The sequence below is a fragment of the uncultured Erythrobacter sp. genome (genome assembly GCF_947499705.1).
In the GTDB taxonomy this organism is placed as follows: domain Bacteria; phylum Pseudomonadota; class Alphaproteobacteria; order Sphingomonadales; family Sphingomonadaceae; genus Erythrobacter.
This window is the reverse complement of record NZ_CANMPJ010000001.1, coordinates 200821-215075: the sequence shown is the minus strand read 5'-3', so window position 1 is coordinate 215075 and position 14255 is coordinate 200821. Positions and strand designations below refer to the sequence as shown.

The following is a 14255-nucleotide window of genomic DNA, read 5'->3' as shown; positions in this document are numbered from 1 at the left end:
GAACATCAATTTTGGATTGCTAGGCCTCAGAGTTGAGCTTGTTGACTACCCAAGCCTCGACCTCCTGCTCAACCCATGCCACCGCATGTCCGCCAAGTTGCACCGGCTTCGGAAAGCTACCTTCGCTCATCCAACGGTAGATTGTGGAACGCCCAAGCCCGACCCGGCGCATCACCTCCGGCAGTCGAATAAGCCGGGTTGCCCGACGTGGCTCAGCCAGCCGATTTCCAAGCTGTTCACCCATGATGGCCTCCTTCGCCCTCGGCGAAGCCATGCTCAAGCAGCACATCCTTCCGTTCAAGTTCGTCGATGTGATCAGAAAGTAGTCGAGCGACACGGTGCGCTGTGCCTTTGGCCCAGCGAGGGCGCACATCCTGCAACCGGCTTCCAAGTTCGCAGGCCAAGGCAACAGGCAAGGCGGTAAGGAAATCTTCCACGAATTGACCGAACTCGGTGCCCTGCCATTCGGCGGATTGGTCGGCATTGTGTGAGCCGCCAGAATCGATGTCATGTCGAGAAATTCATCGCAATTCTGCGGTTTTGCCGACTAGGCTCGGACATAAATTTTGTCGCGTAGAAAATACGGTTGGTCTGACACGCCTTATTTGTGTCCTGACCGACTTGCCAATGTTCCAAAATGATCGACCGGAAACCGCAGCAACCCAAACAGAAATCTGAAGCCGCTCTCCAGATCGGTCAGCAGCGCTACCCGGTCTTTCGAAAATACGTGCCGCTTGAAGGGAAGATACCGCAAGGAGCTCTTCGCAAAGTCTGCGAAGAGACGGGGCTCGGTTCTCGTCAGGCAAGTCGTCTTGCCAAGAAGTTTCGCGCCAACCCTGTCCCGGAAGCTTTGGCTCCAAACCGAACTGGCCCTAAGGTAGGTTCGCATCGGGCTTCGCCAGAAGTTAAGACCGCGATCGATAGCTATGTTGCCGAACTTTACCTTACCAAAACTCCGCCCGCCAAAGCGCTAGTCGCGGATCAGATCTACAATCTTCTCATTGCAGAGAATGGAAACCACAGGTTTTCCGTGGATGAGGTTCCATCGAAACGGGTTATAGAACGCCTCATTGATGAAATCACCGAACCGGTAAGGGCAAGCAATAGCAAGGGTTCAAAGTCCCGAACTGCTTCTGAGCCACACCCTGGGCACTACCGTAGTGCTGGCCTTCTCGATCTCGGTCAGATGGACCACACACGAGGTGACGTCGCTTTAGTCGATCGAATCTCTCGAGAACCGTTGGATCGACCGTGGATCACTTTCATCATCGAGATCTACACGCGCTGCATTCTCGGCTTCTACTTCACGTTCGGCGACCCCTCAATCTATCGGTGTGGACAAGCGGTCGTGAACGCGATTCTTCCAAAGCAAGCAGTGCTTGAGGAATTGGGCCTCAATGTTGAATACCCCATGCATGGTGCTCTCGGCCGATTACATGCCGACCAAGCCAAGCCTCATAGGTCAGAAGCTTTCCGATCAGCATGCCTTTCAGTCGGAACCGACCCAGACGTTCGCAAGCCTGGACCGGCTCACCTTGGCGGACATATCGAACGTCTGATTGGCACATTCGTTGGCAAGCTTAGGCTCCTGCCAGGTGCAACTGGCTCGAATGTCACACAGCGCGATGGGTATGATCCTTTCGCTTCCGCGGTCATGACATTGCCGGAATTCGAACGATGGATGATTTTGCAGATTGCAGCTTACCACAACACACCGCACGATGGGCTAGATGGCATCTCCCCCGCCCATGCCTGGGCAAAAGCCGCTCGCGGAAAAGACCTGCCGAGGCCAGGCGATTTCGATCATGAGCGGCTAAGGAAGCGTTTCCTGCCCATGAAGGAGCTGCAAGTTCACTCGTTCGGCATTGTCACCAAAACCCGAAAATACTTTCATCCAATGCTGGCAAAAATGATCGGTCTAAAGGTGAACGTCCGTATCGACGAGCGGAACCTCAACGAGGTCTACATGGAATGGGAAGACGATTTCATCACTTTGAGTGCGACTAGAGCTTATCCGGATGTGACCTTACAAGAATGGGAGGCGGCGCGTGCACGTCGCCGCAAGGAAGAGGGAGCATTTCAAACTAGAGGTGCCCAGCAATCGACTGCTCGCTACGTGCACGATGCTCGACAAGAGGTCCTCAAGGCACGCAAACTGACTCGAGAAGTCAGAAACGCCCGGAAACGCATGGAGGAAGGGAAATCGCTCAGTAACTCCCAGCAACCTAGAGAAGTCGAAACCGCTGAATGGCTCGACGGCAAGGATCTCGGCGAAAGTGATTGGGAGATAAGCAACTCATGACCGCAATCTCGTCAGACCCTTCAATCATGCCCCCCAGCCCGTTCTGGATCGGTTTCGACGAAGCACGCACAGCGGTCGAAACTCTTGTCGATATCGCTAGCGACGAGCCTGAAGAACGGCCGACATGTGTCGTTCTCGTCGGAAAGTCGGGAATGGGTAAGACCTCTATCCTTCGCGAAGCACAAAGACGTATCCAGGCCAAGTTCGCGGGCGAGCGAGTGCGTTTGAAAGGCGATGCAACTCACAATGCCATGCTGAGAGTCGTCATCCCTTCCAATCCGACCTCGATCAAGATCAATCTGGCTCTGCTCTGGAAACAAGGATGGATTATCACGAATTCAATCCACCGCACTGCGGACCTCAAGGTCGTGGATCTCCTGCGTGAGCAGGGTACGCGCCTTGTCGGCATCGACAATATCCATGTAACGCTCAAGGCATCGGGTGGCGCCCGGCGTGAGACGCTGGATGCCATGCGTTTCCTTATGAGCGAGGGTACAACCCCGATGGTTTTGGCGGGTCTAGACATCGCCGCCGAAGTGTTCGGGGAAGATGAGGAACTGGGTCAACGTTCGATCATCCTGAAGCTCAATCCTTGGGAGCCTGGCGAACCGACCCAAAGAATTGTTCGTGAACTGGCTCGTGGCCTTCATTTGGCTGACCCTGACCGCTTCGCCGAACCACGATTTGCCAAGTTCCTTTACGAACATAGCGGCGGCATCACCGGTGAATTTAAGCGTCTTTTGCATTGGGGTTTGAAGATGGCAAAGCGCAGTGGCCGCTCAATCGTTGAGTATGAGGACCTCGAAACTGCCGCAAAGCTCTTCCCGGCGCGGAAGTGAATGTAGAGTGCTCGTCGAGCGAACATTCGAATGACCGAAGGACTTCAACGTCTCGCGTTCAGAGTTACACCTGAAAAGCGCGAAACTTTTGACTCTTGGTTGGGCCGCCTTCTGACACGCCATGAGATAGATCTACGCGGGTTACTTCGCCACCTTGGGTGCGATGTGAGGTTGGTTGGCAAGCATCTCGGGGCAGGCCACAAAGGCGTTCGAAAACACCTACGGTCCTCTTATGATGATATGCTGGGTATGTTGGCTTGGTCGGTCGACATTCCAAAGATCACTCTTGTCAAAGCGACTGTAAGGAGTCCTCGAGCATATCTGCTACCACCTTCTTGTCAGGTTTATGGGTGTCTGGTTTGCTGGATGGAAGCGCTTAGCTCCGGACGTCCGCTCACGATCCGGAAGGAATGGATATACCGCGCAAGCTGGCTTTGTCATCTGCACGATATTCCATTGCACTCCGTCGAAGGGCTGCGAAGACTCCGGACAAGAGATGGTCAATTGAGTTATCTCAGCGACAAGATTGGGGTGATGCGAAGTTGGTTTGCAAAGGTAAGAGTCCTTCGGCGAGCAAAAATGTGGAATGAGCAGTGCATAGATCTGCTCCAGTTGAGTGCGACCCCGAGCGAGAGCAGGTGGCATGACTTCCATCGATATTTCGATGCTTTCACTCGCAACAACTACCATTTCTCGCCCGCTCGCATTCAGCTAATGGCGCTGGCTCACCGACCTGGATTCGGTGAGGCGCTTCGTTTCGAAAACCTGATAGCTCATTCGGACGAAAAGCTCGGTTCGCAGGCGAACAGTCAACTCGATAGTACGGACGGAAACTCAAACGAAGAGTCTTTGGCGCTTGAGTTAGGAAGGTTGATGAGAGGGTCGCGCAAGCGCTTTTATTGTGATCTCCACGCCATTTTATTGGCTTACAGCGCAGTTCGGCAAAGGCAGGGCCTGCCGCGGCCAAATAGGCCTCGATACACTGATCATGAACTTGACGTTCTACGTCGGGCCGGCTTTTTGAGCGATTTGAGGGCATAACAGCCGCGCAGCGTCTTATGGCAAGCCTGCACCGGCTTCAGCTCGACCGCATGATAACCTGATGCCTAGTAAGAATAGTATGCCGGGGCATCTCAATTCTCTGTGTCATCATCTACCACCGGATTTACTCGTGGCGACCGAGGTTTGAATGGGCGACTGCGACTGCCTTGAAACCGCAGCAACTTGAATGGAGTGCCTGTCGCTTGATCTTCAAAATGCAGTAGCTGGTTGCCACGATATGGCCGGATGTAGATGTCGGCACTGCGAATTTCATCTACCCCATTCGCGACAAGAGTTTGAATAATACAGTCTACCGCATCGACAAACTCATGCGAACGGTACGAGCCACTCATTTTTATCCGCATGTAGTCGTTACTCCCTGTCCAGCTTCTAAGCCGGGCCGTAGTAACATCCGAGACTGAGTCCGAACGCGCTGCCGTCTTTAGGCAGGGCCCTAGACATGCACGACAGCGACCCGGCCAGTTGCACTGGCCAAGCCTCAGTCGTTCAGCGGAGTTACTACGCTCCGTGCCGCTCTTTCTGCGACGTCGTTCAAACTATTGCATCGAAGAGATGATTTGTCATCCCTCCTCAATCGGCCTGAGCAATCATTGGCGGGATCGCGTGCTAGCGAGCTGCCAATGCGCCTAGGGTCGGCCTGATATGGTCTGGAGCATTCGGCCACCTGCGAGGCCGCCCAATCGGTTTAGTCAACAACCCGAGTGCTAGCCCTACATCGGGCGTGACATAGGCTTTCCAGCTATCGCGCTCAGAAACCTCAACTATTAAGTCCAGCGCAGCTGCACGGCTCAAGACCTTGCCTGCACCCGCAATAGTCATCTCGAGCCGCTCGGCCACCTTCTTGGGGCGCAGCATGGGTTCGACCCAAAGTAACCTCCCGAGTTCCTCCATCTTGCCTGGGCGACGCTCATTACGCAGCGCAGCTGCGTATCGTACCAAACCTTCTTCCATCGCGGACAAGCGCGACAAGCCCGTATCGGCTGCCATCACCAAACCACGAAGGATCGCAATCAATTGATCAACTCGGCCAGTGGTCGCGTTGCGCTGCGCATTTGTTCCTGCGACCAAATTGGGCAGGATTTCAGTTGTCACGCCAAATTGGTGCAAAAGGATCGGCAGTTGCAACCAAGGCCACTTGCTCTCGTCCGCGCGGACCCAAGCATCGAAGAGCGTTAGAGCGCGGACAACCTTGGGCGCCTCATCCCAGCCTTGCGGCGCCTCGAAAGAGAATGGAAGTTGCTCGTGCCAATGCGCATTTTCGCCTGATCGTAGCCTTTGCTCCCAGATCGGGAACTCATCAAATGGACTTCCTGTAGTGTCAGGAAGGGCTCTCCCAGGCAGCCTGACGTCACAAAAGTGCGAAAAAACGTCCACTTCCTCAATTGGCAAATGCTGCATTCGAAGAGCTTCGGCATAGCCCGTCAACGCTGCGCGGGCTTGCCAAACCCTTAGCAAAATACTTGAGGAAACTCTGGCATCTAGCGCATGAACACGAGAAAGCGCAGCCTCCATGGCGCAGGCCAGTCGGGTTGACCAAGGCAAGCTCGCGAAGGGTTTTGGAGGCCTACTCATAGCCAAGTCCTATACTCAATCACGTTTTGGGTCATTGCAATAAGTCACACAGTGTTGATAATTGTACATTATCACTACTAGATGCCCAGTCAAAACCACCTGACAAAGCGATTTTCGTGTCCAGAAGAGAGACCTCCCAGCTCGATCCAGTCGACCTCATCGACGAGGTCCGCGCTTTGATCGCACCGCGAACTACGATTGATCCCGACATACTTGATGCAGTGGTCCGCGGATGGGCTGCGAACACGCGCCGGGCATTCAGCTCAGATCTCTCGCTGTGGAGCGAGTGGTGCCGTCAGAACAAAACAGATGCAGCCAAGGCGACACCCAAGTTGGTGGCTGCATGGATCCGCGCGCTTTCCGGCATGGAGGAGAGCAAGCTAAAAACCCGCAAGCCTGCAACGATCGAGCGCTACCTGGTCAATGTAGGCAGGGCTTATCGGCTGATGGAATTGGAAGACCCCACGAAAGCCGCACTGGTGTCCTTCGAGCGCCGCGCCATGAAGAGGGTGCTTGGCGTCAAACAGACCCAGGCCAAGGGGATCCGCTTCAAAGGAGATATTGCCGATCTGGATAGTCCGCCCAAGGGAATCTGTATCGCGCACTTACTTGCGGCGTGTCGGCGCGATGCTCTGGGCAAGCGTGATGCCGCGCTGCTTCGCATCGCCTACGACACAGGATGCAGACGCTCCGAGTTGGTAGCGATCGAGTGCCGGCATATCGAGGGACCTGAAAGTGATGGCGCGGGTGTTCTATTCATCCCGTCGAGCAAAACCGACCAAGCGAGCGAAGGTCAGCACGCATATCTGTCGCCAGCAGCAATGAAAGCTATATTCGCTTGGCAGAAAAGGATGAAGATCAATTCGGGACCACTTTTCCGCCGCGTCTACCTACATTTCGACCGGTCAGTCGACCGGCTTGGCTCGGAGCCACTACATCCCAACAGCATCACGCTGATCTACAGAAGGTTAGCGCGGCGCGCGTTCGACAAAGGACTTCTCGGTTCCATGGGTCGAGAGAGATTTGAACGTGAACTGCGATCGCTTTCCTCTCATTCGATTAGAGTAGGTGTAGCCCAGGACAACTTTGCACTTGGAGAGAGCCTCCCAGCAATCATGCAGGCGTACCGATGGCGCGATTCGCGTACTGTAATGCGATACGGAGCGAAATTGGCCACGAGGAGCGGTGCGAGCGCAAGGCTGGCGAAACGGTTCGCAGATGACTAAACTCGCGGACATGTAGCTGATCAGCAATGCCAATCATTCGGTTTTCAAGCTGCAGTGGCCCGCAATTTGGGTTTCAAGATTTAGGAAAGTGCCGAATGAGAGTAAATTCCGACGCCTCGCTCCGCGTAGCCCGCAACGTCTTTGAGCGTTTTGATCGTAGCTGGACTAAGATGCGGCAACACGCACGGCGTGAGAATGGTCTTCTAATTGTGAATTCGCAATTGGCACCCGGATTAACCGAAGAAGATCGCGAGAAGCAAAGGCTTAGTCTGCGCCTACTCAGCAGGATATCTGGGAAAAGGGGTATTGTGGCTACTTGGCGACCCAATCTCAGTTGTTCGAAAGTACATTTCGGCTGCCAAAAAGCGGACGTAGCGCTGATCAGAGACAAAAAATGTAGACCGAAGCAATGATATGGTATCTTGAAAGTTTTTCGGCGCACCGCCACACCATTGCTCAGCTCTGACGAAGTGTGCTGATCGTATCGAGAACTTTCACAATCTTGTCAGCACCTTCGGGGGTCTTGTCCCAAAGGCCTCGCAAGCTTGCCTCTAGACGGAGCCAAGCGTCACTTTCTTCTGAAAGGTTTCGCGGCGCACTTTCGACCGCAATGCCGAGTGCTTTGCAAACTTGCACGACATTGAAGCTGATGGTCTTGAATTCGCCGCGGACAATCCTGCCGACCTGGCTTGGATGAACCCCTGAGATACTGCCTATCTCCGTGTCAGACAGAGCAGTCTGGCTACGCGCAGCAGCAATCTGCTCTTGCAAGGTTGCGAGTTGCTCGGCTGTTGCCTTCATGCAATTTTGCATGTAATAATTATTGTGAATTTGCAAGAAGGCAATCGATGACCGAAGAAATCCATTTTTACCGCGCGAGTGAGAAACCCTACGGCGCATTCAGCAATCTCTACAGGCGCGAGATTGAATTCGAGGGCGAGCGGTTTCCAACCAGCGAACACGCTTATCAGGCGGGCAAGCCTCGCAAGCCGGCCGTCCGCGAGTGGCTGATGAATTCGCCTTCTCCCGCGTTGTTGGCGATGGCAGCACATGGGCTATATTACTGGGACGTGGCGCCGGGCTGGTCCAAGACCAAATTCGACCGAATGCGGGCGGTTCTACGGGCAAAATTCGAGCAGCACGAGGACCTGAAGGCGCTTTTGCTTTCGACAGGAGACGTCCGGCTCGTTGAAAGCGCCACGGTCGACAATGAAGTCAACCGCCTATGGGGCGAAGTCGACGGGGTTGGCCGCAACATGCTTGGTACGATGCTGATGGAACTGCGACAGCAGTTGCAAAGCGAGCTCGAAGGCGAACGTGCTTACGAAGCAGCTCAATAACAGGGCGGTCCAGACCTGGTCGCATCCAGCATACGACGCGCATATGCTGAACCTTTATTGTGAAACAAGCCGCGTGCACCGGCATAGGCACAATTCTCCGCAGCCAACCTTTGGCCAGCAGCTACACCTGGTGTCAGTTTTGTCAACGACAGGTCTTCTCGGACAAAAGCGTTGCCGATGATCCAGTCAATCACTCCAACGCTAACCATGTCTCCCGAGCCACATGTATCGAGAACCTGAGGAGCTGAAACCGCTTCAAACCATTGGGAGGCTCCGCCACCAGCGACTTCAAGACCTGCCGCACCGTGGGTCACAATACGAACAATCCCATCCTCATCAGATGTCAACTGCCCGTCGATACGATCATTCGAGTACTTGAGTATTGTCACCATCCCCATCGCGAGCGCAAATAGGTGATCATCTTCGATTTGCGAGGGTTCGAAAAATACGATCGCACCTGCGGACCAAGCGGTCCTCATGGCTTCGAGAATACTTTCCGACAAGCGGTCTGCATAAAAAACGGAACACCGTGAGAGCGCAGGTTTAGCCGCGCACAGCTCAACATCGCCAATGGGGTGAAATCGGGGTAAGTCTGAAAGGGTGTCCGGACAGATAAAGCTGAAGTCATGAACTCCCGCTCTTGTGTCGAGCTCTTGTGCTAGGATGGGCGAACGCAAGCCAGTGCGACGGTGGATGTAGCGCGTATCGGCTCCAGCACTTACGAACTCGTGAAGGAGATATTCTCCCTCACGGTCATCTCCAAGTGCTAAAACTGGCGCGACCTGCCGACTCAACCAAGCGAGAGAAACCAGTACGTTGCCACAGGAACCGCCCAGACTTTCCGTGTCGAAGCGGCCATCGGTATAGATGCGATCAAGAGCGGTGAAGCCTGAGCCGATAACATCAATATGAGGAAGGGCGTATTTCATAACTCCAATGTTCTCATTATGTACCCATCACTCCAATATGTCGAGATTTAAGGAATCGATATCCAATCTCGAGGTTCCATTGTCATCGTACACTACCAGAGCAGAGAGGACCCTGAGAAGTGCCTCTGGGCCAGATAGCCTCCCGTCGAACAGTGATATGCAACCGTCCATCGTGCCGTCCACATCCCCCACGCTGATCCCCGTAGGGTGCCCAAGCAATTCGGCATCATTCCCACCGAACGCTCCACTGTCACCAAAGCATAGAACTTCCAATCCGTCTTTAATCTTCGAGCGGACTTCTGCCAGTACCTTCAATTTGCTGACTTTCCCGGACACTATGTCAAAGCTATGCCCAGATTTTTGAACTCTCACCTGGCCGTCGGACACTAAAGAGCACGATTCCAGTTCGCGTCCGAAACGCATTGGATCCCGAACTAGTGAGGTATTGATCGTGATCTGAACCTTTCCGACCTTATAATCGGTGGAAGAAAAGAGGTCGCTACGCTTGATCAGCCAAGCTGCCATCTCGCCGATAACGGGATCCGGCGGCGGGGGATCACGCTCAATATCGACAGTAAGCGGCACCACATGGCTCCCGTTGTAGTAACCGACAACCACTCTAGAATGCATCTCGACCGGCAGGACTGCTCTCAGGCCCTCTCCGGCGGAATGCCCCCTGCCCGTTGCTATACCTATCGCAATGCCTCCCGCATCCAACCGCTCCAATTGCTCGACGATCGGCGACGCTGCCGGCGAAAATCGATCTGCAGTCGAAACGATGGTGCCGTCATAGTCCAAAACAACTCCGGCGATCCTTATCGATCTCAAGTGCGATAGCGTCTTTTTAGCCGCATCTCGAAGTGACGCAGGGTGAGTCGACCGTTCATCCATTCGGTACATCGCGGATCGTTTGTGGCGCACGCTGCCTGGCAAACCGACTGCAACTTGTTCGAGCGCATTGTCATCGTACAAGAGCGGACCAAACTGACCGTAACCAGGCTTGGCGGGGTCAATATTCAAGACTTCGCCGATCGCTTCGACTATGCCCAACGCATCAACGAGCCCCAATGCGTTCGCAAGCCGCCCACCATCTTGAAAGTCGAAACGGCAGCGACGGATCGGTCTCGGCAATGCGAGGTCGATTGCATTCCAAAGCCCATGCGAGTCCAAAGTCGTGAGTGCGATCAGGTGAGTTTCGTCCGGGCGATGATGAAGCCAGCTATGCCTCCCATGCGCGAAATTTCGAAAATCGGCGACCTGAACTGGGCAAAGCGATGCTTCCCATAAGGACGTTTCCAGCATCGACGCAATCGGTGCCAGAAGCGGATCGGCCAACAGAATTACCGAATCTGTCGATCGGAGGGATGAAAAACGATCAACCAGTTCAGTGCGGACCGAGGAGGTCCGCATGTTCGCAATCTGTCTGCAAATCGTCTCAACGATTTTCTCGCTCCCATATGCGTCATGGGCCAACATATCCGACGCCAGTGAGAGCGCGATACTTGTGGACACCATAGAATGTGTCGCCAGATAGCCGTCGCTCTCGCTTGCCACCGGCACCCTATGTACTTGGCCACCTCGCACCAGGGCCATTTGAGCAGCCGAACCGTCACTGCCGCGTGTAACAACGTCGATGCGAGGTGAGCACCTTTGAGACGCTGCCATTGCTGCGGCGCGGGCATCGGCATTGTCCGCGCCAGCACTAAAGAGCCAGACGTTGGAGGTTGAGAGGGAGCTAGCTCCCAAAACAATCGCCGTCGGCGTTTCGACACTCGTTGGGCCCAAGCCCAAGGTCTGACGACATCGAGCAAAGTAGGCAGCAGATGCCGCCGATCCGCCTGAGCCGACGGCAATGGCGTGCCGATCACGGCCGTCAGCTAAACTCGAAGCTATAGAGGCGGCATCGAACTCGAAGAATATTTCTGCGGTCGCGGTTAGCTCATCAAGTTTCGAGGCAAAACTGCTGGTCACGCTTCTACCTCAGAGACTACACCGCTGTAGTCCTCATAAGGCGGTCCGCTCAAAAGGACATGAACCAACAAATCAGGGTGAGTGGCCTTTTCTGAGCTAGTGCCGTCGAACTCGTAGCGAGCTGTCTCTACGTAATGCACCGCCAGATCGTGCTCGATTGCTGCCATCAAAGCACCTGCGGCCATCACCTTGCTGCCAATTGGTGACAGAATAATGAGGGACTCATAGGTGCCTTCTACAGTTCGGTCGTATCGCTCTTTTAAGGTTGAAATGGTCCGATAGCTGTCCAGCGGATTGCGTTCAGAAACATAAACGAGATCACGAGGATCCACTTGCCACTCGTTGACTAGTTCATTCTCATACTCGCCGACGAGCGCATCGGCTCGCCGCGGGTCTCTGGCTGGAAATGGAACTACTGGACAGACCTTGTAGAATTCGCCAACCGACAGTCCAACTTTGGCCAACGCTGCCTTGCGACCCCGGGCCAGTTGAGGAAGCCAGATTCGAGCTGGTTCGAGAGTTTGAGCAAGACTCCCAACTCCCGAGAAACCTTTCACGGGCATTGCTAGCTCTGTCGGCTCGCTCTCAATAAGGTCGTCCAACTCGGGGTTTGAAGCTATAAATAGATGAAATGCGCGATTAGCTGCTCCTTCACATTCAGAAAGGAGAATTTTTGCAATCGGAAAGCCAACTCCGATGGACAGCGCGCTCATATCGAGGACTATGTCCGTTATAGAGTCGTCCACGTTGAGTTTGGCAAGTATCGACGCGATACGAGAACCTCCGACCGCAGCACCATCATCCCCAAAGATGTCGACCCTCTCGACTTTACTGTTCGGAACAATCTCGCGGAGGTGGGCCTCATTTGCATCAGCGTTCGTCACGAGGTTCGCGTCAGCTCTTCCGCGTTCCTCCCGGACAAAAAATGCTTGCAGCCTGTCGCCGAGGATATTTGCAAGCTGGCGAGCAACAATCTTAGATCTTGGATCGAACCCGGCAGCTGCGACAAGGAGGCATTTTCGATGAACCTCGCCGAAGTATGCCTCGCTGAATTGCTCAACTTCCTCATCGAAGTGTGTGATGCAATTGTTCCAATACTCCCGAGACATCTAGGATATCACCTCCCTAAGGAACGCGATCTTTTTTTCAAGAAACCCACCGCGCTTTAGAGTTAGGCCGTGCGCGAGACAGACGGTTCCTGAGAGCTCAATGAGGCACCAGAGCTTTCCCCCTTGGCCGTAGCTTCTCGTAACAATGATGGCGCCATTCGCCAGGGCGTGTTTTAAGATCAGGGCCAACTCATCGTCGGCGCTCAGCAGCTTCTCCATCTCCTCCTCTGGCACGGCTACCGCATTTGCCCCCGGTCCCAAAGTGGCATTCGGGACCAAAGAGGCCTCCACGCAGTCCGCTGCTACGGCATCGACCATTCGGCGGACTTCTGCCGCGTATGCAAACGACCACCCGGTCATTATTGAGCGAGCTTTTTCAATCAGCGCGCCTTCCTGAGCGTTTGGTGTCAGCGCGGGACTCCGATTTCGGATGGCGAGCGTCTCCATTCGGGCCACTAGTGCGCCAGCAAACTGTAGGAAGATTTCGGCATTTTCATTGCTCGCATCACAGAGATCTTCAATACCGTAATGCAGGGGTCTTTGGTGACTGTGCCGCAGGTGGATGTGAGCACCATCCATGACGCTCGCGTTGACCTTCAAAGGGGTGCGTGGATCAGGATCGAAGTCCTCGAAAAGAGAAGGAGTAAGGTGTTGAATCCGGTTGGCGTAACGATGCATTAGTATTCGAGTCATCGCCTGCCGAACCTCCTCGGGCGCTCTTGGTCCGGTCGGACTGGCCAACTGTTCGCCCACCATTCGCTCGAGCTCCTTACGCCGTACGTCGGTAATCTCTAACTTCTCCTGATCGCGGTCCACGGTCTGGCGTAGATCAGAGAGACGGCCTGCAGTAATTCGGGGTGGATCACCCAAAAGGAGAGAGGCAAAGTCGGTCGCACCTCGATTTTTCAAAGGTTGCACAAGGGGCAAATACCTGTTTGCCATGTCGAGCGCCATTGTACGAAATTGACGCCTTTCTACGCCACGTTTGGCGGAACCCTGCATTCGAATTTCGACAAAGTCTCGACCACTCGCGAGGTTATGACGCTCTTGTGCACCGGGCTGCCCGAGGACGGCCCCGGGACTGAGGGCGTCCAGACGCATCATCAACCATCGTCCAATGCGGATTTCTCGCCTTGCCAACGCCGAAAAAAGGCCATCACGTTGATCAGGGTGCAAAGCGTGAACATCGTCAAACATAACCAATGGGCTTAAGGAAATTTCCTTTCCACCCCATTCGAGCTCGATGTGGCTTATTGCCTCGAACGGGTTGTAAGGACACACAGCCTCAACGGGCAGATCCTCAATTTTGGGTGGACGCAATCCAGCTACGACCGAATAGATCGCCCGTTGGACTTGAATCGCTTGTTCACGGATGCCAGCTGGGCCAAGACCGCCAATTTGATCAACCTGAGCCTCCGACGAATCGCGGGCGACAAACCGGAAATCATCAATCCCGCGGCGTCGACCGGCCGTGAGATTTCTGATCAGGCCGAGCATCGTCCGCGCTTGCGCGAACCAAAAAGCCAGCTTGGTCCGAACAGCTTCATCGTAAGGTAGCTCCCAAAAGTCTCTGTAGTCCGACTCCATGGGTTCGCGGACTGCTGCGACATTTGGAATGCCGTCAGCTAGAAATCCGGCATCGGCAAGTGCTGCTGCCAGCTCTTTGTTGGTTGAGCTGGACAGATCGCTCAAGATAGCGTCCACCATCCGAAACTCGGCGAGCTTGGCGAGCATGGTTTTTCCGCTGCCAGGCTCACCGATGATCCGGACAGGAAGCTCGAACATCTCTTCTTTGTGATCGCTTCTGGCCAGAAAGTTCGTCAGCGGTGCAGGGCTTACGATAGCAAGGAACGACGCATCGTCGCGCACATACTCTGTTGCTCGGCGTAAAAAGGGATTTGCCAT

Annotated in this window: 11 protein-coding genes; 4 read left to right on the top strand and 7 right to left on the bottom strand. The window is 54.4% G+C overall.

The annotated features are described in order from the left end of the window. Positions 1 to 19: 19 nt before the first annotated feature. On the bottom strand, positions 20 to 244 hold the full coding sequence (locus tag Q0837_RS00865) for an AlpA family transcriptional regulator (RefSeq protein ID WP_298464005.1): 225 nt from the start codon (positions 242 to 244) through the stop codon (positions 20 to 22). Between the two features lie 393 nt (positions 245 to 637). Between Q0837_RS00865 and Q0837_RS00860 the strand changes: the two genes are divergently transcribed. Further along, positions 638 to 2302: a Mu transposase C-terminal domain-containing protein gene (locus Q0837_RS00860; protein WP_298464003.1), complete on the top strand. Its 1665-nt coding sequence runs from the start codon at positions 638 to 640 to the stop codon at positions 2300 to 2302. Beyond that, positions 2299 to 3141: a TniB family NTP-binding protein gene (locus Q0837_RS00855; RefSeq protein WP_298464000.1), complete on the top strand. Its 843-nt coding sequence runs from the start codon at positions 2299 to 2301 to the stop codon at positions 3139 to 3141. The genes Q0837_RS00860 and Q0837_RS00855 overlap by 4 nt, the downstream gene beginning before the upstream one ends. A 1668-nt stretch (positions 3142 to 4809) precedes the next feature. Here Q0837_RS00855 and Q0837_RS00850 read toward each other — a convergent pair. Then, positions 4810 to 5295 carry a hypothetical protein gene (locus Q0837_RS00850; protein ID WP_298463997.1) on the bottom strand — a complete coding sequence of 162 codons (486 nt, stop codon included), beginning with the start codon at positions 5293 to 5295 and terminating at the stop codon, positions 4810 to 4812. Between the two features lie 656 nt (positions 5296 to 5951). Between Q0837_RS00850 and Q0837_RS00845 the strand changes: the two genes are divergently transcribed. Continuing rightward, positions 5952 to 7001, top strand: coding sequence for a tyrosine-type recombinase/integrase (locus Q0837_RS00845; protein ID WP_298463994.1), 1050 nt, complete (start codon positions 5952 to 5954; stop codon positions 6999 to 7001). A gap of 456 nt (positions 7002 to 7457) precedes the next feature. Here Q0837_RS00845 and Q0837_RS00840 read toward each other — a convergent pair whose 3' ends face one another. Next, entirely contained in the window at positions 7458 to 7802 is a 345-nt protein-coding gene (locus tag Q0837_RS00840) for a hypothetical protein (protein WP_298463991.1), read from the bottom strand. Between the two features lie 47 nt (positions 7803 to 7849). Between Q0837_RS00840 and Q0837_RS00835 the strand changes: the two genes are divergently transcribed. Continuing rightward, positions 7850 to 8341, top strand: a complete 492-nt coding sequence (locus Q0837_RS00835) for an NADAR family protein (protein ID WP_298463988.1) — start codon at positions 7850 to 7852, stop codon at positions 8339 to 8341. Here Q0837_RS00835 and Q0837_RS00830 read toward each other — a convergent pair. Genes Q0837_RS00830 through Q0837_RS00815 form a run of 4 tightly spaced genes read right to left on the bottom strand, consistent with a single transcriptional unit; the run spans position 8335 to position 14255 of the window. Further along, positions 8335 to 9270 (bottom strand): PfkB family carbohydrate kinase, encoded by a 936-nt coding sequence (locus tag Q0837_RS00830; protein WP_298463985.1) that lies wholly within the window; start codon positions 9268 to 9270, stop codon positions 8335 to 8337. The genes Q0837_RS00835 and Q0837_RS00830 overlap by 7 nt on opposite strands. A 27-nt stretch (positions 9271 to 9297) precedes the next feature. Beyond that, entirely contained in the window at positions 9298 to 11241 is a 1944-nt protein-coding gene (locus Q0837_RS00825) for an HAD family hydrolase (protein WP_298463981.1), read from the bottom strand. Continuing rightward, positions 11238 to 12350: a hypothetical protein gene (locus tag Q0837_RS00820; RefSeq protein WP_298463978.1), complete on the bottom strand. Its 1113-nt coding sequence runs from the start codon at positions 12348 to 12350 to the stop codon at positions 11238 to 11240. The genes Q0837_RS00825 and Q0837_RS00820 overlap by 4 nt, the downstream gene beginning before the upstream one ends. Continuing rightward, positions 12351 to 14255 carry a hypothetical protein gene (locus tag Q0837_RS00815; RefSeq protein ID WP_298463975.1) on the bottom strand — a complete coding sequence of 635 codons (1905 nt, stop codon included), beginning with the start codon at positions 14253 to 14255 and terminating at the stop codon, positions 12351 to 12353.

Excerpts from the sequence above, each read along its gene's own strand:
- Q0837_RS00865 (WP_298464005.1), bottom strand. The coding sequence starts at position 244 with ATGGGTGAACAGCTTGGAAATCGGCTGGCTGAGCCACGTCGGGCAACC.
- Q0837_RS00860 (WP_298464003.1), top strand. The coding sequence starts at position 638 with ATGATCGACCGGAAACCGCAGCAACCCAAACAGAAATCTGAAGCCGCT.
- Q0837_RS00855 (WP_298464000.1), top strand. The coding sequence starts at position 2,299 with ATGACCGCAATCTCGTCAGACCCTTCAATCATGCCCCCCAGCCCGTTC.
- Q0837_RS00840 (WP_298463991.1), bottom strand. The coding sequence starts at position 7,802 with ATGAAGGCAACAGCCGAGCAACTCGCAACCTTGCAAGAGCAGATTGCT.
- Q0837_RS00835 (WP_298463988.1), top strand. The coding sequence starts at position 7,850 with ATGACCGAAGAAATCCATTTTTACCGCGCGAGTGAGAAACCCTACGGC.
- Q0837_RS00830 (WP_298463985.1), bottom strand. The coding sequence starts at position 9,270 with ATGAAATACGCCCTTCCTCATATTGATGTTATCGGCTCAGGCTTCACC.
- Q0837_RS00820 (WP_298463978.1), bottom strand. The coding sequence starts at position 12,350 with ATGTCTCGGGAGTATTGGAACAATTGCATCACACACTTCGATGAGGAA.
- Q0837_RS00815 (WP_298463975.1), bottom strand. The coding sequence starts at position 14,255 with ATGGCAAATCCCTTTTTACGCCGAGCAACAGAGTATGTGCGCGACGAT.